Origin of the sequence: Pseudomonas sp. H11T01 (genome assembly GCF_048515765.1) — a bacterium.
GTDB lineage: Bacteria > Pseudomonadota > Gammaproteobacteria > Pseudomonadales > Pseudomonadaceae > Aquipseudomonas.
This window is the reverse complement of sequence record NZ_JBLYED010000011.1, coordinates 217992-238067: the sequence shown is the minus strand read 5'-3', so window position 1 is coordinate 238067 and position 20076 is coordinate 217992. Positions and strand designations below refer to the sequence as shown.

The following is a 20076-nucleotide window of genomic DNA, read 5'->3' as shown; positions in this document are numbered from 1 at the left end:
AAAACAAAAGCTCACGCGGGTACTGGCGTTGACGATGCTCTTCGAACACCTGATCAACCCACTCAGCAGGAATGGCCTGTTCCAGAGCCAACTTGACCATGACACTGGCCGGTGCCTTTTTTTCAAACCGCGCTAGAACCTCTGCCCACATCGTTTTCGTCACCCTGACTGGAGTTTTGGGGGAGTTTAAACGAAGACCTTGAAAGGGCTGGGCTTAAGTACAACGCGATCAACTCATCCGCCAAGCCTTGCCCAACCGCAAAATTGATGATCTCTTGTTTGTCTGGTTGATCGACCACATGCTCGATTAGATCTTTGGGATGGCATACCAGAAAACGTGAAGCGACAAACTCGCAGAAGGTTTTGTGGATGAAGGTCAGTAGCTTGGTACCGTCGTGAAATAATTTTTCGAGCAGACCTACACTTTCCCAGTGAGCCACCGCTAGCCTAACGTCCTTTTTCGAAGCCAAGGGTGTTGTCCCCATCATGGGCGCCAAGGTGGCTGCCGTACGCTCGATCAATTGGTCGAACGTTATCAACGGGTTGCTGATTAGGTTCCAGCCGATGATATTGAGGACAGTATCGGCGACATCAGTCTGCTCTGGCGCGGTATCGGCTGGAAGCTCTTCAAACAGGTTGATGAGTTGAGAGTAAAGCTCTAGGCGCGAGCGAGGCAAAGTGTAACGATGCAAAATCAGTGACGCAGCCATTCCAAGTAGCTGTGGGCTGATCGAAATGGTGTCACTTGGCAGGTTTGGTCCAAGTTGATATTGCGAGATGTCGGGAGCGCTTGACTGTGACGACTCATCTATCGACGCAGCGCTCACCAGCTTTGCGAGATTGTCCGCACCTTCGTCCTTCAGCGGGGGTAGAAGGCGGTAATGAGTCCAGTTCGACAATACTGCTGTGTCGTAGCCTATCGGTCTGGTGGTCACGACAATTCGCGCACTGGGATGGCCGAGGGCAAATCGATTGATTTGCTCCGCAACCTCGTGGTGCGCGCTTCCACATTCGTCCAGCCCATCTGCCAATACGACCCAATTGAAACGTGTTGCGTTTTTGATCTGGCTAGATGATATCCCGGATCCATCAAGCGAGTGGTTCAGGAGCATCTCTGAAAACGCTCCGCCCTGCCGCATGGCTGCAGCGATCGGCTTAAGTGCAACACTCAGCACCAGGTAGCCGTCCTGAGCGTACTGATGAGCTAGCTCTTTGATCATTGTGGACTTTCCCAAGCCCGGGCCTGCGATGACTACTGCCAGCGTTTTGAAGCGTGCTGTCCAGATAGAATCGAACACCTCGCTATATGGTTTCCGCTCGGTACTTTTGTGATAGCGCTCCAGTGCGGATAAAGCGTCGTTTGACTCGGAGCGCTTGAACTCCATTCTTTCCAGATGCATGGGAAGCAGATGCAAAAGCGGTATCTTGCGTCGTACTCCGGTAATGGAGAAGTGGCCATTGGTATCGACGACCCATTTGGTTTGACGATCCAACACAGACGCAGGGAAGTCATCCTCTCGTATAGCAATATTTGTGCTTCTGAGCAGGCGAACCAGATCTTGCAACGTCCATCGTCCGCGCTTTTCGATCAGCAGGACAGCCTGTCGATAGAGGGAATTCCAAGCCGCATCAACGTCATTTTCCCGCGCGCAGACATAACGCAGAACCTCTTTAGCGGCACTGATGTTGGTGTCCTCAGCGCTGAGGGCGTGGATCACTCTGATCCTCATGCAGCGGCATACCTCGTGGGCTGGTATGTTGGCCTTACTCAATTGCTTAGCCCAGTCTGTACCGATGTCAGTGAGCGAGTCGGTTCTGCCTTGCCCGAGGCGCTCGATGTCAGTGGCTAGATCTTTACAAATGGTCTTGCTCGAATCAGGTGCAACCACCAATATCCCGTAGGACAAGTGATCTTTGTGAATTGCCTCTGCAATTGAATGCAAAGCAGTCCATAGCTTGCGGCCGCGAGCTAGACCTTTTTTTGCCTGAACCTCAATTTTTGAATTGTTCTCAAGCTCAATGCGGAGATCATCACCAGGTCCCTCGCTTTCTGCCCAGACTGCGACGGGATTGTCGCTGCAAACACCCTCGAGCCAGTTCAAGGCAGTACCGCGCAAAATATGTACCCCGACAATGGCCGTAGCGACAGCCTGAAAGTTGACGCCGCCTCCGACAGCTGTACCGCCGCCTGTCTTTTTAGCGCGAGGAGTATTCTGTGTCTTGGTATTGCTGTGTTTGCCTGCCATTTTCGACCTACTGTCCGCCGTGTCCAACACATTACCCATGCTCAAAGCGGCGCAATGCGAAAGTCTTCAAGAATGCCAGTCTCGACAGCGACTGTGTAGCGATGATGCCATCATTAGTTGCGCGGAATTTACTTACTCCAACGGCATGGGGACGCCAGGAGTTGAAGAAGTCTGGTCTGGTGGTGCAATGAGTAGTTTTTGCCTTTTTCGCGAGTGTCCATCTTCGTCTGGACAATATGACGCTCAACGTGAAAGCTGCGTCGAACCGATACGTTGTCGGACCGTATTTCTTTGGATCCTTACCGCGTGGGGCGATTTCAACGGTTTGGGTTGGCCAACCTAGAGGGGGATGGCTTTTGGTCGCAGGCTCATCTAACTCACAACTGTCCGAATCATTCAAAAAAGGTGTCAGATCGCCGGCTCTGTTTGATTTAATCTACACCAGCAAAACACGTTAATATGCTTGATGTATATGGCTGGTCAAGTCGAATACAAACAGGTCGTTAAATGAGTGCGATTACACTGTTACGACTGCTACCGCGAATCCACGGTAACGAAATTCTAGGCCTCGAGCATAAGGTAAGGGTTTTCTGGGGGTGGTGATTCGAAGAGTAGCTTGCAATCTTCGAGTAAGTAGCCTTTGAGTTTGGCCTTTCTCCGCGGGCCTTCAACTTGGCATGTCCAGATGTTCAAACCGTCGTCTCGCTTCCTGTGGACCTTCAGTTTTTCGAACTGCTTCTGCACCCAATGCCATTCTTCAATCTCTTGATCGGCCCCCTGTGAGATATCCGGAAACTCCTGGACATAACGTTGGAAGAGACCAGGCGTTACCAGAAATACGCCGCCACTAACCGTGTGGATTTTGGCCTTGCTGTCATTGATGATCAGCTTATGGCTGAGGATGCCTTCCTTGACCCAATTCAGGAATGCCTGACCAGGGTTGTCCGAAGTGGGATTTGAAATTCCGAGAGCGCTTTCTGACGGTTCTTCACGAATCTCAGGTTCTGCCGAGTCGAACATATCCAGTAGCGTTCCGAGATAGTCGGCATCTTCCATCGCTATGGGATCTGGCAACAAGGAGCTTTGACGCGATCCTGTACTAGCAGTCTTAGCCCCTGGTGGTGATGCCGGAGCGTCAGTCGAGTGGACATCGGCTGCCACGCTCAACGTTCCGCTGAAAGCCTCGGGGCGGTCTTCGTTCCCCCATATCAACGCCGGCTGAAGGCGCAGAAAGGTAAAGCTCTGCTTCCAGTTTCCCTGTGTCACGAGAGCGGTCCAGATGGCTTTGCCTTCCGGGGTAGACTCGACTAACCCATGCGACTGCAGTTCGTCGAACACCGCGATATTGGACGAGGGAATGCCCTCAATCGAGTGCGACAGCAGATAGGCTCGCAGCTTGTCCGTGACCGTCTTGCTGACCAGCCAGAGTGCGTCCTGGGTCAGCCATGCTGCGGCACCTGGCTGGTTGAGTTTCAGTTCGTGCTGAACCAGATGACGCAGTCCGCTGATCAAGTGATGTTGCAGCGAATGAATCGGCGCTTGCAGCACCTTGCTCGGGTTACCACCGATGTTCTGTGCGGTGGAAACACGGTCGGCCTGTATCACCAACTCACCGAGCACGCCGGCACGTTCGTACTGGCCCGCCAGGACATACAGCAGACTGGCCCACAGTGGCGGAAATCCACTGAGCCAATCGAGGATTGGGCGGTCGAGAATTTGGGTGTAGAGCAAGCCTGCGGCGGCGCCGTGCAGGTGGTAGTCACGACCCTTGATGTAACGAAAACGGTAGGGCTGATCCAGGGTACCCTGCCAAGGATGCCAAAGACGGCCATCCTGGCGTTCGACCAGCAGGTCCACGGCGATCTTGCCAATGTCATGCAGCAGGGCGCCATAAGCAATACCCGCCGACCAGGCGTCAGTTTGGGCGGCCTGGTCTTCGGGTGCAGCGCCGGTGGGCAGCAGATACGACTGACGTAGTTTCAAACTGCAAGCGATCAGTTCCAGTCCATGGTCGAGCATGCCGCCGAGATACGCATGGTGGTGTGTCTCGCTGGCCGGGAGTTGCTGGACCTGTTCGGCGTAGCGATGGATCGGATTTAAGTAGAGCTGGGTGAATTGGGCGTGGGAGAGGGCGGTGTATTGCCAGATGCGATCGAGCAACTGGCGGCGGTGCTCCACTGCTAACAGGGTATGGGCTGACTCGATGGACAGGTAACCTTCGGCGACGCTCACGGTCAGAGGCGGAGGGGGCTTCTGCCTTTTGTGGCGAAACAGACTGAGCATCGTAATCTCCGGGAAGTGGCTGGGTCAGTGGCCTGTTAGCCTTTTCGGATAGGGCTCTTACCCTTGACTCCCCATTCCCTTCCAACCCTTACCCGTCCTTTTGGCGCGTGTCCCTTTGTGCGGCAATCGGAATATGGATTCTGCTAGACATCGTTTTGTTGCGGAGGCTAGGCGTCATGCTTCTGGCGTATCAAATCTTCCAAGCGATTCTTTTGTTCGTTCAGGTCATTTAGACCTTGAATCAATTCAGGGCTTGTATTTTCGTGGGACATTAAAAGTGCAATGACGGTTACTAATCCCATTTCAACACAAGCAAAAAGCGTTCTCTCGAATTCAAAATTTCTTACTCCGTAAAGCGCGATATTTTCATAACGTGTCATACCGGAATCTTCATCATCTGATAAGTGCGTATGAAGCGTTACGGTTTTAGAATTCGGGTGAGCGCCAAAATCAATTGTCCACTCATACAGTTCATACATCGAATCGCCGGAATTTGAGTGCTGGGAGTTCATGATCTTTTGAGCATTTTTGATGGGCGATTGAAAGGCTGTTTTGCATGCTTTCATTCCCTCTGGTGATTCGTTACGGTTCATCCATTTACCAACAAGGGTTTTGTCCTTGCTCATGAGAAGCGCATAGCAGGCGGTCTCCAATGCAGTGCGAAGGCTGGGGTAGACGCCAGCCGCATGACCGGTCAAGCCAATCCTGAACGCGGTCATCAGCATGAACCGGGCATTAATGCGCAGGGAGTGAACTACAAAGTCATCAGGTATGATTCCCGGTCCAATGATGTGGTTCAGTAGGAAGGAGTCCAGGTCATCCATCATGGCAAGGAAAGGCGATTGCCCTGCCAGCATTTCGTCAAGGTTCTCAGTTCCTGCCGTCAGGTAAGCCCTGAACGAATCATTACCGTTGCTTCTGAACATCATTGCTCCTTGTCGCTCCAGGGGCTGCACGTATGACTAACCTAAGACACACTCAGGGTGTTAATCATACGTGTGATGTGGACGGATTGGGTTAGGGGGCTTTGGCGTTTCAGTGTAAGTCGCGTTGCGGTGTAAAATCGTGGCACTCAAGGCGGAGGGCCCAGGAAATGGATACTCCCTTTTAAGAGCTTCCAACACAGCATGTTGGGATTTGATATGCAGCCCGCAAGGTCAAGACTGTATAGCCGCGAATTCAAATATCATTGAGCACAGGTCCAGCGGGCTGAAGGAGAACTGCTACATCGTGACGCGCCTCGACAAGCTGGCGGCAAGTTTTGGTGCGATGGTTACGCTGACTTATGCCGTGCGGCGTTTACAACAGTACTTTTCGTACAGAGACTACTAAGGAAAAGAGTCGGTACACTGCGGTGCATATTTTTTGGGGCTTGCCATGAACCTTACTGACGCCACGCTCGTGCTGCTGCTCGCGGCACGTATCCATGGGACAGACGAAGCCGTCAGGGCCTCGGCGAAGAGCGTGGTCAAGAAGTTGCCGCGCAGTAAACGCGATCTGATCTACAAGGTGATCGACAGCCGGAGTCCGCTCGAGCTGGTGGATTTTCTGGTGCAGAACTTGGATACCTGACAGCTTGCCGTAGGCGTGTGGCCATCTCCTGTCAATTGCGTCAGCGTCCCGCGGCGTGAGGCCTTCTGTTTTCTGGGCGCAGAAAAAAGGGCTCAACTCGCGTTGGGCCCTGTGAAGCGATTGCAGCGGTGAGGTAACGATTAAGCTCCATCGTTCATGCATAGTGAATCATCCAAGACCGCTTGCTTTAGTTGCTGCTCCAAGTTGAGTACATACTCCGAGGCGCTTCGGGCGTGACCACTGGCGCGAAAGATCGCGCGCTTGTCAGCCTTGAGCAGGCTGAGCCAGGAGTCGATGTATCCCTCGTGCCGCAACTCTCCCTGTATACCGGCGTAGGCGCACAAAAAAGCAGCGCCCATTTCGGCGATCAACTCCTCAAACGCGTAGCCTGGCGAGCCGAACGGACAGGATGACGTCACGCCTTCGCGCTGCAACCGAGCGTGATGCCCGGTCCAGTGCGTCAGTTCGTGAAGTGCGGTGGCGTAGTACCCACCTTCATCGTGAAATTGCACTTTTGTCGGCAGTTGGATGAGATCCCTGATCGGGTGGTAAAAGGCTTCATCTGCAGATCGATGAACGATGTGTGCACCCGAACTTAACAGCAGATTTTCCGCAGCGCTGTTGGTCAGGAAGGGATCACTCTGTTCCGTCTCGAGCAGGGTTTCGTTGAACGTTTCGAGCCCCTCCGTTTGCTCGATGTTGAACAGAAAATGTGTCCTGAGAATGCCGAAGTAAGCGACCTTGGGCTGACCGTTTTCATCGAGTACGGATTGGCCTGACTCGGTCTGTTCCTCGCGCTCCATCGGCTTGTAGAGCACCGCCAGGGTGCTGTGTTCACCTTTACGGATGTGCCCGCCGGCTTTTTTGGCTTGGTTGAAGGTCAGCCAACGATCTTGAGTGAACCCCTGCAACCTGGCCTCGGCCCAGAGCAACGGTAAATTGATCCCCGAGTAGGGACGATGCGTGATTGCGTTGATGGGGTAGGGTTGATGACCGACGTAAGCTGAGCCACTTGAGGACCAGGGTTTGATCCAGGGGGCAACGCCTTGATCCAAAGCGGTAACGATCTTGTCAGTCACGTCTTGGTAGATATCGCGCATGGCATTTTCCTCGAGAGAAAACGGAGGAACGCCTGCCCGTCGGGGAGGGTTCCCCGGTGGGTGATGGTTGGATTGATGCAGGGCTTGCATGCCGTCTGAGTGTGGATCGGGGGGCCGAGTACGACCGTATGCGTTTAGCGTTGATGTTCTCCTGCAAGCGCTATCAGCAAGGCGTTAGGCTGGCCTGGCTCTAGGAGCAGGCTTAGGCTCAGTTGCAGCAACGGGTTTTGGCGTGGATGATCCGTTGACGCGATGTGGGTTACCTCGAACAGCACATAGGGCTCGTGTGGATAGACCAGGTGTGCCTCGAAGGCTGCGCACAATACGTTGCTCAGCCGATCGACCTGCAGCTTCTCAGGATGACCTGAGCGTTCGAGCAGTACTGCGCGTTGCCACGCGCCAGGCGTGAACACAATGGGCAACTGTAGGGTGTTAAGTGCTTCCGGCGTAAGTGAGTCGGACATGGTGTGCCTCCGTTGCAAACGCGAAGAAACCTGTCCCGTGCGGGAGATAATTTCCCCGCGGTGGGTTGAAGAAAAACAAGAAGGTTTGCCTGGCGAGCGGAGCTCGGAAGACGCTCAAAAGAGCAGTAGGCGTTCATCACCGTAGAAACGGTGACCGTGCGAGCTACCGAACGCTAATCGCACTTGGGGAAGAACCATCATCGAAGTGACGTAGCCTTGAAGGTTCTGGCTGCCTGGGAAGGTGCTGTCGATAACAGCGATCCGTACCTTGTATTTAGCCGGACGATTTATATGGGTCAATCAATGTGGAGAGGTTGTTTCACGGGGCTTGTCTTCTGTCTTCCAGTGAAGATTTTTCGGCAGGGCAAACTGATAAACGGTCAGGCACGGACAGTTTTCAGTAGTAGGCTGTTACTCCTGTCTCAACCATGAAAACGCTCAGAAGAGGGCGAGGCCATGCCGACTCAGAACCGTGTTCAGGTTTCCCGCGCCCACCGCTGGGCATATACCTGTGGCATGTCGATAAAGCGCGGGTATCGCAAGGTGAAAGCGTTTGAGTGCCGCGTGGCTGAGCGTGCGGTGTCAGCAGGTATACCTGCAGGTACATTACTTGTTCGTGGAAGCTTTCTGATTGCCAAACTGGCATTGATCGGAGGATTGCTCTTTGTCAGTGCTTGGCTGGTTACTTTCATTGTGATGATGCTGGCTGTCATTACTTTGCTATGGCTTAGGGCTTTTATTGGTGCCGATCAACAAGAGAAAAATCCAGGGCCAGACTATCTAGGTGCTGACCTCTATATCGGTGACTTCGACGACAACGGGCATTATGTAGGCGACAGCAAGTCATCTAATTGAGCGCTTAGCAGCACCCAATATTTGTTCCGTACCTTTGCTCGCTGAGTCACTTGCTGCTTTGCTACCGTTCGCCAACATGCCTTGAATCCCGTTGCCGACTGAATATCCTGCCCAGCTCATGGCCCCTAGAAACAGCATCGGTAGTACGATGAACATCGCCCCCATCACATACTCGATCACCTGTGCCGTGACGGTCCCCTCCATGAAGCCGGATGTGGGGAGCGATAACAGCACTTGATTGGAAGTCGAAACGTGGTTGTACAAGGTGTCGAGCATGCTGGAGTCGATCCAGCGTGCTAACTCCCACCAAAAGCTCAACATGTGCAGCGTGAACAGCGCGAACGTCACCGTCATGACGGTCTTCAACTGGTAGGTACTGACCAACAGAATCAGCGGCAGGCTGATGATGACTCCCATGATTAGGAAGGCCTGCACCATAGGCAGAGCTGCACGTAGTGCATTCATCGCTGGGAAATTGCTGAAGGAACCGAGGGCCAACCCGGTATTGGTGGCCAGGTTATTGAGCCCCTGATTGATCGAGCCGCCACGAGCGCTGGAGCCATAGTCCTGGTACACCTGTCCGGGCGACATGGACATCGATTGCTGGCGCGGGCTGACCAGCTCGCGCAGGGTGGCATCCTCGATCTCGTTGTTCGAACGGCCAGCCAACCAACCTTTCAACTGAGTCAGCAGCGAAGGATCGACTTGCTCGATCAAGCGCTCGCGCAATCCGACACCGCTATCACTCCACCATTGCTTGCAGGTGGGGTAGCCCGCGCCATTCTCCAGCCGCGGCAAGGAAACATCGCGGCTGTCGTCATACGGCCAACTGGCTCGCGGTGTACGCGAGCGATCGGTGTCGTAGTAGCCGGGCGTGTCGAGAAAATAGCTTGAGCCGATCCAGGACGCGTCGTGACTTTGTGCCTTGTCCAACTGCGAGCGGTTGGTGAATAGCCGAGAACGCGAATAGCCATAGCAGTCGCGGGTGAAGTCGGCAACTTCCTGCAGCAGTACCTGACTGTCGATGCGCGAGCTGTCGATCTCCATGCGCATTTGTCGGATATCCGGTGCGCAGGGGATGGAGGCGGTGGCCGCCGCGGTTACCCCTTTGCTCAAAGCATGCACCAGAAACCACCAGATCGGTACGTTGGCGGAGCGTTCGCCGATAGTATTGAAGGTCGTCCCCCAGGCGGTTTCCGTCGGTTTGGCGACACTCACGCCGCAGCGCTGACTCGCCGCATCATCGAACGTCATTGAGGCAAGGCTCAACGGAAAGACCGGCGCGCAACCGAACAACACGACGATGTAGGCCAGCCACAACCGGTTCTCGATCCGCGGCACCGAGAGCAGTCCCTTGTTGCCTTCATCCGCGCCTTGCTGACGGGCCGACAACCATTCCTGCAAGATGATTGCACCAAAGGGCGCGGCGAATAGCCCGGTGTCGGACAGGACACTCCAGAGGCCGTTGTTGATGATCCAGGCCAGCAGAGAGAGGTAAAACTCCAGGTAGCTGTTGGTGCTCATAAGCATGGTGGTGACCTCACAGTCGGGTGAGTTCGACGACGGTCAAGAGCACGAACCCAAATGTTCCGATGCGCTGCACGCGCAGTCGATCCTGTGCTCGATGTCGGTAGCGCCGAAGCAGATTCCACCAGAGCACAAACAGGGCGCCGTAGAGCAGGACACGCCACCACCGCAGATAAGGTCGTGCGGATTCGAATGCCTGCTGCCAGACCTCGAAACTACCCAGCGCAGTGCGGCCGATCCAGGCGACCAGTGCGGCGGTCAGGATCATCACCGCGGCAATCCCCAGACCTGAAAGCAGAGTGAATAGCGGTGAGCGTTTCATGGCTCACTTGCGCCTAGCGTCAGCATCATTGAGTCGGCCCGGCTCAGGGTCGCCTTGCTCGACGGTACGCGAAGCATCGGCACCACCCGCATGTCGATCGAGCACCAGGCTGGCGGTATTGGTGGCGAGCATCTGCCGGACCTGCAGCTCGGTTTGTAGCAGACGTATTTCGCGCTCCAGGGCGTCGATATTTTTCGTCAAGGCTGTCTGGGCCGGCTCGGTGGAAGCGATGTTCGGTTCGTGACTGCCTGCCAGCAGGGTGCGCAGTAGCAGGAGCGCCTTATCGAGTACGCTGGATAGGGCCGTCTCGCTGGCCAGGCGTCGCGCCAGCAGATCCTGGTCGGGATCGTCGCGCAAGGCTTCGATCACGCCACGGGTCACTGGCAGTATTGGGCTCGAGGCTTTAGCCAGATTGTCAGGGGTAGGCGACAGTGAACCGGACAGCAACCCTTGCAGGGCCTTGAGGCGTTCGCTGTAGGCCTCCTGGATCAGCGGCGTCAATCCGCTGCCAGCGGTCGCACGCAGGGTTTCGCAGCTGTCGCAGGTCGCGACTTCGCTCTCGCCCAACACGCGAATAGCCCATTCGGATTCCTCCTGGGGCGAGGCCCAGGTTTGGCAAATGGCCCCACCCAAACAGTCGCTGCTACTGATCGACGCACTGTCATCCACCGTCCGGTTATGCAGCAAGTTGTAGCCTGCACGCACTACGTCGGAGGTCACCCGGATGGGCGTCTGTCCGCTACCTCCAGCCTTCTGGCCTCCGATCCAGGACACCCCATTGTCGCCGTTGTGGGCCTCGGTGTTTTTCACCGCGGCCACCGCATCACCGCCGGTGTGCTCCAGATTGCCCTGCATCTCCTGGTTCTTGGCCAGCGCACCCCAGCCGGCTTGGCCGACCTTGTCCGCCATTTTCTCGGCCATGGCTTGGCAGGTCAGTTTGGAGCGATCGAAGTCGATACGGCCCTGCATCACCCCGTTGCTCAACAACTCATAGAGGCCGGGGTTGGCGCGCTGGATGATCAACGCTGGTAGCGACATCACCGCCTGGGTCGCGTTCTGCACAACGCTGCCCATGATCTGCTGGAAACCTTCGGTGGCACCGTTCAGCTGGTTTTGCAGGGTATTGGTGAGGCTCATGTTTCCGCACATCATGTTTGCTTGCCAGGACCCGCCGACACCGAGACCACTGGGTCGGTAGAGCGAACTCGGTGAGCCGACTGCCGAGCCGCCACCAATGGTGTACATCACTCGGTCGTCGAGTACTTCGCCTTGAGTACCCAGGCGGTAATCGCCCTCGGCGGCGTGGGCATGAGTGGCCATGGCGAGCAGTCCACAGAGCAATAGGCTCATCACACCCAACCATGATCGCGCGCAAAGCCGACTCATGATGCACCGCCTTCGAAGTCAATACTGAACAGAAAGGTCTGCCCCTCACGTTTGCAGCAGCTATAGGGACGCCACAGCGACCAGGCGTAGCTGCCATCCGAGCTCTGTACCGGATCGCTGGGGAAGGTGGCGCACATCGGCTGAACCTGGGGGTAGAGCAATTGCCATTTGTGGGTCGAAGCGTCGTTTTCAGCGATCGGGCCCGGTGGCCAGTAGCCGTCGCGTTTGGCGGGCGTCAGTGGTACGTACACATGCGGTTGTCCGTTACGGGTGATGACATCGCCGGCCCGTTGCGCCATGACTGCGGCCGCCTTGAAATCGTCGGGCTGTACCAGAAAGCCCTGCCGGGGATACACGTTGCCCCACATGTTTCCCGAAGCCTGACGACCAATTTCACGGATTCCCGGTACGAGCGACTCGGGGTAGAAACTTTCTGGGATGCCCTGGCGCCAGGCCAGTGAATCCAGGGTGCTCAGGTAGTAGGGCATGAACGCAGAAGCGCCGCTGGCGCAGGCGTAGCCGGATTGCGAAGCCAGTTGCGTTGCGGTCCAGCCACCGGGATGACCGATGCCATCGACATTCTTGTAGCGCGGTAGGTTGTCGCGCCGGGTGTTCGGGGTGATCAGGTTACCGCCGCCCTCTGCGCCACTGATCGGGCTGGAGAGGGCGGCCATCTCGGTCCACGGGTTGTTGCCGGTGGTGGCGTAGCTGGAGACCACCAGTTCCGGAATGAAATGCCGAACCTTGGTCGAAGTTTTGATTTTGCAGCCAAAGGGCGTGCAGAACAGCCAGAAACAGAGGCCGACGACCCGGTATTCGAGGCAGTTGGGCGACAGCGCGGAAGCCATGATGCTGGCGGTATCCAGCGCCCCGCTCGGTCCAGACACCAGCAGCAGGCTCAGTGCCAACGAGCGCAGTTTCGGATAGGCATACAGTGCGGAGGGCGCAGGCATGATTCAGGCTCTTGAGGTGAAAAGCCTGGTCAGGTTCGACGACCCCATGCGGGCTGTCAGTGCAAAATGCGAGAACCGCAAGATCGGTTTACACGGGGGCGGGAGCGACGAAAGTTATTCGACGTGCAACATCTGCTGCAGGGCGCTGGGATCGATCAGCAGTTGATCGGTGGTGATGCCCAAAATATTGGCGAGCTTGCACAGGACCATCAGCGACGGATTGCCCGTGCTGCGTTCGATTTGACTGACGTAGGTACGATCCACCTCAGCCATGAGCGCTAACTGCTCTTGGGTGAGGTTCTTCACGCGCCGCATCCAGCGGATGTTCTCCGCCAGTTGCACGCGAAGTTGTTCGTAGTCTTGAGCCATGCGCGCAAATTGCGCTTTGAGAGACTCTCAATCCACGGGATATAGTCTACATTTGCAATGGTCTAAGCTGTTGGGTGCTCATTCTTGGTAATGAGCGTGTATTTTCCGGCGTGATGATCGTCTCAATCGAATCCAGCCTCTGGATTCCCACTAGAACTCTAAGGTGCGTATGGACGAAAACTTGATTTCAATTCCTGCAGCGGATGGTTGCCCGAGTGTGCTGACCCCGTGGGGCAGTGAATTTGCGTCGATGATCGAGCAGGGCGTGCAAGCTGCTCAGGCTTGGCTCGAGAGTACCGGCGAGACTCCGCTGTGGTGGACGCTGGCGCAAGCGCGTAAGACCTTTCCTGTCGGTGACTGCCAGGATGCCTTTGAAGCTGGTTTTTTATTGAGGATTCAGCAACGACTGCGCGGCGTAGCGCAATAACCCGCTGTCCAGGTTCAGTCGCGAGAGGCATGAATAGACTTTCCTATGTTGGATCTGGATCTGGATCTGGATCTGGATCGATGCCTCGGGCCCTATCGATCCGCTCCGCGACCCGGTAGGCCGCGTCTAACTCCGAGCAACGGTGCTCCTGCATCAGACTCCAGCGCTCAGCCTTTTCCTCGGGCTCGGTCATGGCCAAGGCCAGGTAGAGGCTAGGCGGAACCACCCGAAACAGGGTCTCGAGCTTCTTCGACAGCACCACGCCTTCGGTGTATTTCCCCGGCTCTTTGCTGGCAGAGAGCAACAAAGCTTTCTGCGCCGGCGTGAGTTTTTTGAACCGAGCGATCTCCTCGATCTCCGCTGGCGGCATGTTCAAGCAAATCCACCACTCGATCATGTTGAGCATGGTCTGCGCGGCGTTGGGGAAGTCGGCCAGGTTTTGCGTGGCCAACCAGAACCAGGCGCCGAGCTTGCGCCACATCTTGGTACCCTTGACCACGAACGGTGCCAGCAATGGGTTCTTGGTGATGATATGGCCTTCGTCGGTGACCATGATGATCGGCCGGCCCAGGTACTGGTCGCGCTCGGCGAGGTTGTTTACGGTGTTCATCAAGCTGATGTAGCTGATGGACAGTTGCGCTTCGTAACCTTCGCGGGCGTAGGTGGCGAGATCGACTATGGTCACATCGCTCTCGGACCAGGACGTCCCCGCGCGATCGAACAATTCGCCCTCGAAACCCTGGCAGAACAGGTCGAGGGACTCGCCCATTTCCTGGGCGCGTTCACGACGTTTCTCCGGCAGATGCGGGTCGGCGGCAACGCCCAGCAAGGCATTGCGCACATCGCGGGTCAGGACCTGTCGACCGGCAGTGACGCAGGTTTGCGCGGCATCCAGAATGCACTCGCGGATCAGGCTGCGATCGGCGCGACTTAGGCGCGCGTCTTCCTTGGCTTCGCCGCCGGTGATCATCAGGCGGGCGGTGATTTCCAATTCGCCCAAAATATCGCGTTGGTCTTCGCGATGGCTCGCGGTCTCATCGTCCAATTCATCGACCGACAGGCTCGCCACCTGGTCCGGTTGTTCGACCAGACGCCAGGCATCGGCAAAGGGCGCGAGACTCACCGCGGCACCGGGTTTCAATTGGACCTTGTTGACCGACAGGCCTTGCGTCGCAAAGTAGTCGCCTTGCAAGCCAAACGAGTTGCCGGCCTCGACGATAAACAGGCGCGGGCGGTACACGGCCATGACCTGCATCAGCAGGCTGACCAAGGTGGCCGACTTACCGGCACCAGTGGGGCCGAACAACAGCAGGTGGCCGTTCATGGCCCGGTCCAGGCGGGACAGCGGGTCGAAGCTCAGCGGCGAGCCGCCGCGATTGAACAGGGTGATGCCCGGATGGCCGGTGCCCGTGCTGCGGCCCCAAACCGGTGCCAGGTTCGCCAGGTGTTGGGCAAACATCAGGCGCGTGTACCAGTGGCGTTTATCACGCGCGGGGTTGTAGGCCATCGGTAGCCAACGCAGGTAACTGTTGCAGGCCGCCACCTCATCGCCTTCGCGCACCGGCTGCAGTCCCGCGCCCAACAGCGCGTTGGCCAGGCTGACCGAGCGTTGGTGCAATTGCGCTTCATCCTGACCGCACAGGTAGAACGCCAACGTCCCGCGGTACAGCTTGTGTTTACGGCCGATGATCGTCCGGGCCTCTTCGACATCTTGGCGGGTTTGGGTCGAGGCCAGGTTTTCACCGATGGCTTTGCGCGCCAGGCGGCTCAACTGATCCTCCAGCACATCCTGCGGTTTGACCACCAGGGTCAGGCTCATTACCGTGCCTTCCGGCAACTGATCAAACAGCGCATTCACGGCATCGCCCTTGCGGGTTTCGCCCGTGAGTTGACCAATCAACGGGGCGCGGCGCAGTTTGTCCACCACCATCACCCGATGGGGTTGAGCATCGAAATACCAAAGCCCGCGCTGGACATCCGAACGCGGCTCATTGAAGAACAACCGCTCGGCGAAATCGTGATCGAAGGGCAGCTCCAGCGACGCGCCGTCGCTCGCTTCCGGGTAGGCCACCCGTTGGTAGAACGCCTCGGGTGCTTCATCGGTGAGTCGGGGCGCCGGGTTGAACCACGGCAACAGCCAGGCATACAGCCCCCGGCCGTCGACCCGCACCGCTTGTACCCCGCAGGCCTGCAGCGCGGCGCTGATGCGCTCGCAGGTCTGTTGCAGGGCTTGCACCGGCGTGAGCCCCGTCTCCTCAGCATCAGATTCGAGCCAGCGATGAATAACCAGCCGTACCCGCCGGTTATTGCCGTGCCAGGGCAGGCGCGTGACCACCTTGTCCTCAAACAGCCCCCCAGGTTTGGCGATAGCCTGCAGATGGCGGCGGCTGAGTTCCAGGTAGGCCTCGGTGAACACCGTGCCGCGTGCGCTGTCCCGAATATATTCGGTGAGCCGGTTTAGGTAGGGAGTGAAGTCATGGTCGTCCTGACAAAAAAACTGCGCCACCCATGGCGCCTGATCCAGTTCGTCAAAACTGTCCTGCAGGGCGTCCTCGAGGGCATCGCGTGCCGCCAACAGCCAATCGGGCTCACGGCCTTCGGTGCCGAGGGGCAATAGCTCGAACACCGCGCCCACCGAGCGATTATCATCCAGCAAAAAGCACTGTTCGGTCTCAAGGTATTCGATCCAGGGCAAATGATCGGTGAAGCTGGGGTTGTGCGCGTAGAGCGCGGCTTCATCGGCCACGGTGGCGCGAGGGCGCAATGGATTACGCCAGGCTTTCCAGCCCTGAGCGCGGTTGTCCGCTTTGTCGTTGCGCATTACAGGTCTTCCTGACGTTCACCGGGCAGCGCGTACTGCACGCGCTGGTAGAACGGAAATACCGTCGAGTACCCCGGCACCGGGGCCTGCTCGGTGCCACTCAAGTGCGGATAGACGTATAGCAGCAGATCGGGATTGGGCAGGCGCGGGAACAGACTACGAATCTCGTTCTCCGCCGTACGGGTGTAGGGCTCCCGCGCAGTCGAAGAAGGCTCCACGGGCGTCAGCGGGCGGCGTAATTGCTGCCGAGCCTCCAGCAGTTGCTGCTGCGTGCCTTGTGAACCGGCGCCATTCCAGATGTCCAACATGGTGTGCTCGCCATGGGGCAGGAGCGTCTCCTTGTCTGAGGAACAGCCGACCAGGGCCACGCAGAGCAGGCTAATCCAGGTCAGGCAGAGTGGCATGCGATGGTTCATGGCGAACGCTCCGGCCGTTGGGCTCATAGTCGAGGGTGATTTCATGGTCGAGGTGCAGGGCGACCTGCGCGGCAGGAGGGACGTAAACCACAGCGAAGGCCTCGCCATAGAGTTTTTTGACCCATTCGCGGATATCACTGACCCCGCCACTGAGGATCGAACTCAGTGCACTATTCCCCGTGCTGCTGGTGACCCCGAGCGTACTGCCGCCCGAATGGATCACGCTGCTGTCGTTCCGCTCATTCCCGAGCAGGGCAGCGACCCCAGCACCGGCGGCGGTGATCAGGCTCTGGCTGCCGAGGTACTGCTGGGCGTTCGAGCGACGCTCGCCGGCGATACACGGAATGCCATACGGATCGGACAGATAGCCGAGCCCTCCGCGGATTTTGTCGGTGTTCGTGCTCTGGGGGGTGGAGGCATTGCGGCCGGCCACCGCTTGTGGCTGCGGCACGGTGCGGATGGTGCCGTCGGTGAAGACAAAGGTGATCGACTCGACTTGCCCGCGCACGCAGGACAATGTCCAGTCACCGGACGCCGTGCCACTCATTACGGCACCGACCACCTCCGGTAGGTCGATGCCGTTGGCGGTGAGGTTCTCGGGACCGACCAACACCTTGAAGGGGTAGGGGTCATTCACCGTGCCGTCCACCGGAACCCGGCCGATCAATGCGGTCATGGCCACCGAACCCATTAAGGTCGCGTTTTCAGGAATGGTGTAGATCGGCTTCGCGCCCTCGCTACGCTCCACGGAGCGGGCCAGGTCGCGCTCACCCTTAGTGACCGCGCGCAACTGTTTCTGGCTGCGATCAATGGCGTTGTCGCCCAGACCGTCCAGCGCGTTGAAGGCGCTGGGCAAATTTAGCGCGGAGGAGCTTTTGGCTTTGTTGTGACTGTCGGCGGGCAGCGTGTCCGAGGGCTCAATCCACTGGGTTGTCTCACTGGCCGGACGATGCCGGTCGAACTGCGCCCCATCGCCTGGCTGCAGCCCCAGCCCCACCGGTAGATCCTGGCCTTTGCTGGTCAAGCCGGACAACTGCGCCTGCAGTTGGGTCAGCAGACCATGAGCCTGATGGCTGTCTTGTTCCGCTTTGAGTCGGGCTTCGTTGGCTTGTCGGCGGCCTTCGTCGACCTGTTGGGTCACGCTGCCGAGGGCGCTCTGGATACGCGAATCGACGCTGTTTTCCCGTTCACGCAGGCGTTTGTTTTCCGTCTGCAGCGAGTCATTGTTTTGCTTCAGGCTGAGCATGTCGCTGCGCATCGCCTTCACCTGGCCGACCAAGGTGGCGACGGTGTCGCGTGGGGTATCGCCCGCGATGCCCAGCGACTTGGCCTGCTCGGCGGACAGTTGGAGGTCGCGCTGATCAAGCGGACTCTCCGGAGCGGAGGTGCTCCCTCCCGCGACCCAGGTTTTCAGGATGATCAACACCACGACCAGCAGCGCCCCCGGTACCAGCCACTTGAGCAGCGCATTAGCTTTCATTGTCAGCACCTCGCGCAGCGGGTGGGGGCACCAGAATGGCCTGTTCGAGGCCGGCACCGCGGGTGACGAGGTAGGCGACCGTGGTGTCTTCCGCACTGCCAACCGGCCCGAGGAAGGCATGCTGGAAGGACGCGGCAAATAGCTGGGCCTGCAGCCGGCGCGGATCGAGTGGCACCGTCTCGGCACCCCGGTTGCGCAATTTCACCGCGGTCACCCAGTACTCACCGAGTCGCCAGGCGGCGAGGGGCGTGCTGGACACGTTTTCGCTTGGCAGCAAGGTTGGCAGCTCGGTACGCAGCTTGAGCGGTACCCGCCGCACGCCGGGCAGGGACTCGACGGTGCGCAGCGGTGCGTACAGGCTCTGTGCGGCATAGCGGGTCAAGGCGACGGGGATCGGTGTGCGTTTTGCAACGGGGGCGGTGCTCGGTTCGCCGTCGGTGGCCTGTGGCTGAGCGTTCTGGAGGATTCGCACGGGTTCCAGCGGTTGCTCGCCCGGGGTGGCCGCGATATCCAGCAGGATGATCTCGCCCGTCGCCACCGATTGCAGTTGTAATCGGGTCGGGGCAATCGCCTCCGACGCGCGCAGGTACAGCGTGCCACCGGTGGATTGCACGCGCAGTTTGCCGCTCAGCGTTGAGGGCAGGCCGACGCGAACGTCCTCGTCGACAAAGACCACCCGTTCCTGATTGATCACCAGAGGGACCGCGAGGGGTAGGCGTTCCCAGTGCATCAGCTCGACGGCCTGCGCTGCAGCGCCCCATAGCATCAGTGCGACGGTGAGTCCCAGGGTAGAAATCCACTTCATGGCTCAACTCCAGGCAGGGAGAGTTTTTGCGGAGTGCCCTGATAACAATCCAGTGCCAGTCCCCACTTATTGCGTTCGGGATCCAGGTCAAACCGCACCACGCGCAAGGGATAACGCACCACCACCCGTTTCACCGGTTCGGCGGCGTAATACTCATCGGCATTGAGGTCGAGCTTGACCAGCCAGCTGTCACGGCCGAGTTGCTTGACCCGTAAGGTCGGATCCTCGCTGTAGCCGCGGCCCAGCACTTCGTAGACCCCGCGTACGCGCTGACGCAGTTCGCCGGCGGCCTTGCGGTACTCGTAGTCGCCATCGAGAAAAGTCTTGCAGGAAGGGGTCAGGTAGGACTGCAAGCTGTAGATGGCGTGGCGATAGTCCTGCTCGCCATCCGACGGCCAGCGATTGAGTTGGCCGAAGATGTACAGGGCAAAGGCATACACATTCTCCGGGGGCACATCCCACCATTTGCGGGTGCTGCCCGAGCGCAGGTCGGGAGGGACATGCACGGTCAGCTCGGTCGGTGCCGAGCGCCAGCCATACCAGAGCCCGGTACAAATCAGGGCCAGAACTCCTAGCGCCAGCCGCAGGCTGACGATATGGGCCTGTTGGGCATCGACCTTGTTCCGAAAGCGGCTCATGGCTGCCACCGCAACAGGGCCGGGCGCAGGCGCTGTGAACGGCGAACCGTCCAGGCGCCGGAGTGAAGGATCAAGCTCCCGCGTCCCAGGCGCCAGCGGCTGGCCAGGCCCCACTCGAGCTTGCGGTACAACCAGGTCTCGGGGCGGGCCCGTTTGGCCCGACGCAGCAGCGTGCCGCCGACGAAGAGCACCAGCGCCATGCCCGCGATCATGCCGGTCGGTGCCACGGCAATCGAGGCCGTGGCGAGCGCCAGGGGGATACCCAGCATCAGGCCAAGGACTGCGCCGGTCCCTAAAGCGAGCCACATCTCATCATTGGTCAAACCGCGCAATACCGCCGGATCACGGTTGAGCCGTTCCGGCAGAAAGACCAAGGTGCCGTCGGCGAGACATTCGATAGCGTCGTTCATAC

Annotated in this window: 19 protein-coding genes and 1 pseudogene; 3 read left to right on the top strand and 17 right to left on the bottom strand. The window is 58.1% G+C overall.

Annotated features, from left to right (window positions below; genetic code table 11):
* The 4 genes and pseudogenes from ACN1C3_RS17160 to ACN1C3_RS17145 all read right to left on the bottom strand — a co-directional run.
* Positions 1-151, bottom strand: a pseudogene (locus tag ACN1C3_RS17160) (IS4 family transposase); the annotation flags it as partial.
* Positions 123-2246, bottom strand: a complete 2124-nt coding sequence (locus ACN1C3_RS17155) for an NACHT domain-containing protein (RefSeq protein WP_419116954.1) — start codon at positions 2244-2246, stop codon at positions 123-125. The pseudogene ACN1C3_RS17160 and the gene ACN1C3_RS17155, both read right to left, overlap by 29 nt.
* A 561-nt stretch (positions 2247-2807) precedes the next feature.
* Complete coding sequence (gene mobH / locus ACN1C3_RS17150; protein WP_419116953.1) at positions 2808-4529, bottom strand: MobH family relaxase; 1722 nt, start codon at positions 4527-4529, stop codon at positions 2808-2810.
* A gap of 167 nt (positions 4530-4696) precedes the next feature.
* Positions 4697-5455 carry a hypothetical protein gene (locus ACN1C3_RS17145; RefSeq protein WP_419116952.1) on the bottom strand — a complete coding sequence of 253 codons (759 nt, stop codon included), beginning with the start codon at positions 5453-5455 and terminating at the stop codon, positions 4697-4699.
* Between the two features lie 451 nt (positions 5456-5906).
* Here ACN1C3_RS17145 and ACN1C3_RS17140 point away from each other — a divergent pair, with 451 nt between their 5' ends.
* Entirely contained in the window at positions 5907-6101 is a 195-nt protein-coding gene (locus ACN1C3_RS17140) for a hypothetical protein (RefSeq protein WP_419116951.1), read from the top strand.
* Between the two features lie 140 nt (positions 6102-6241).
* On the opposite strand, the gene ACN1C3_RS17135 is transcribed toward ACN1C3_RS17140, so the two are convergent.
* The gene (locus ACN1C3_RS17135) at positions 6242-7201 is read right to left on the bottom strand and encodes an ArdC family protein (protein WP_419116950.1); all 960 of its coding nucleotides are present in this window, start codon (positions 7199-7201) and stop codon (positions 6242-6244) included.
* A gap of 134 nt (positions 7202-7335) precedes the next feature.
* Positions 7336-7665: a hypothetical protein gene (locus ACN1C3_RS17130; RefSeq protein ID WP_419116949.1), complete on the bottom strand. Its 330-nt coding sequence runs from the start codon at positions 7663-7665 to the stop codon at positions 7336-7338.
* 456 nt (positions 7666-8121) lie between these two features.
* On the opposite strand from ACN1C3_RS17130, the gene ACN1C3_RS17125 reads away from it, so the two are divergent.
* The gene (locus tag ACN1C3_RS17125) at positions 8122-8520 is read left to right on the top strand and encodes a DUF3742 family protein (protein WP_419116948.1); all 399 of its coding nucleotides are present in this window, start codon (positions 8122-8124) and stop codon (positions 8518-8520) included.
* On the opposite strand, the gene ACN1C3_RS17120 is transcribed toward ACN1C3_RS17125, so the two are convergent.
* The 5 genes from ACN1C3_RS17120 to ACN1C3_RS17100 all read right to left on the bottom strand — a co-directional run bounded on the left by ACN1C3_RS17120 (position 8509) and on the right by ACN1C3_RS17100 (position 13077).
* On the bottom strand, positions 8509-10050 hold the full coding sequence (locus ACN1C3_RS17120) for a conjugal transfer protein TraG N-terminal domain-containing protein (RefSeq protein WP_419116947.1): 1542 nt from the start codon (positions 10048-10050) through the stop codon (positions 8509-8511). The genes ACN1C3_RS17125 and ACN1C3_RS17120 overlap by 12 nt on opposite strands.
* A gap of 10 nt (positions 10051-10060) precedes the next feature.
* A complete protein-coding gene (locus ACN1C3_RS17115) occupies positions 10061-10369 on the bottom strand; it encodes a hypothetical protein (RefSeq protein ID WP_419116946.1) in 309 nt (102 codons plus the stop codon).
* 3 nt (positions 10370-10372) lie between these two features.
* Positions 10373-11755 carry an integrating conjugative element protein gene (locus tag ACN1C3_RS17110; protein WP_419116945.1) on the bottom strand — a complete coding sequence of 461 codons (1383 nt, stop codon included), beginning with the start codon at positions 11753-11755 and terminating at the stop codon, positions 10373-10375.
* Positions 11752-12708, bottom strand: a complete 957-nt coding sequence (locus tag ACN1C3_RS17105; RefSeq protein ID WP_419116944.1) for a TIGR03756 family integrating conjugative element protein — start codon at positions 12706-12708, stop codon at positions 11752-11754. Before ACN1C3_RS17105 ends, ACN1C3_RS17110 begins: the two co-directional genes overlap by 4 nt.
* Before the next feature lie 114 nt (positions 12709-12822).
* The gene (locus ACN1C3_RS17100) at positions 12823-13077 is read right to left on the bottom strand and encodes a helix-turn-helix domain-containing protein (RefSeq protein WP_419116943.1); all 255 of its coding nucleotides are present in this window, start codon (positions 13075-13077) and stop codon (positions 12823-12825) included.
* 181 nt (positions 13078-13258) lie between these two features.
* Here ACN1C3_RS17100 and ACN1C3_RS17095 point away from each other — a divergent pair, with 181 nt between their 5' ends.
* Complete coding sequence (locus ACN1C3_RS17095) at positions 13259-13504, top strand: LasR-specific antiactivator QslA (RefSeq protein ID WP_419116942.1); 246 nt, start codon at positions 13259-13261, stop codon at positions 13502-13504.
* Positions 13505-13547: 43 nt separating this feature from the next.
* Here ACN1C3_RS17095 and ACN1C3_RS17090 read toward each other — a convergent pair whose 3' ends face one another.
* The 6 genes from ACN1C3_RS17090 to ACN1C3_RS17065 are packed head-to-tail and all read right to left on the bottom strand — an operon-like array spanning position 13548 to position 20074.
* Positions 13548-16325 carry a conjugative transfer ATPase gene (locus ACN1C3_RS17090; RefSeq protein ID WP_419116941.1) on the bottom strand — a complete coding sequence of 926 codons (2778 nt, stop codon included), beginning with the start codon at positions 16323-16325 and terminating at the stop codon, positions 13548-13550.
* Entirely contained in the window at positions 16325-16741 is a 417-nt protein-coding gene (locus ACN1C3_RS17085) for a TIGR03751 family conjugal transfer lipoprotein (RefSeq protein ID WP_419116940.1), read from the bottom strand. The genes ACN1C3_RS17090 and ACN1C3_RS17085 overlap by 1 nt, the downstream gene beginning before the upstream one ends.
* Positions 16704-18221, bottom strand: coding sequence for a TIGR03752 family integrating conjugative element protein (locus ACN1C3_RS17080; protein ID WP_419116939.1), 1518 nt, complete (start codon positions 18219-18221; stop codon positions 16704-16706). The genes ACN1C3_RS17085 and ACN1C3_RS17080 overlap by 38 nt, the downstream gene beginning before the upstream one ends.
* A complete protein-coding gene (locus tag ACN1C3_RS17075) occupies positions 18211-19026 on the bottom strand; it encodes a TIGR03749 family integrating conjugative element protein (RefSeq protein ID WP_419116938.1) in 816 nt (271 codons plus the stop codon). The genes ACN1C3_RS17080 and ACN1C3_RS17075 overlap by 11 nt, the downstream gene beginning before the upstream one ends.
* Complete coding sequence (locus tag ACN1C3_RS17070; RefSeq protein ID WP_419116937.1) at positions 19023-19664, bottom strand: PFL_4703 family integrating conjugative element protein; 642 nt, start codon at positions 19662-19664, stop codon at positions 19023-19025. The genes ACN1C3_RS17075 and ACN1C3_RS17070 overlap by 4 nt, the downstream gene beginning before the upstream one ends.
* Positions 19661-20074 (bottom strand): TIGR03750 family conjugal transfer protein, encoded by a 414-nt coding sequence (locus ACN1C3_RS17065; protein WP_419116936.1) that lies wholly within the window; start codon positions 20072-20074, stop codon positions 19661-19663. Before ACN1C3_RS17065 ends, ACN1C3_RS17070 begins: the two co-directional genes overlap by 4 nt.
* Positions 20075-20076: the final 2 nt, after the last annotated feature.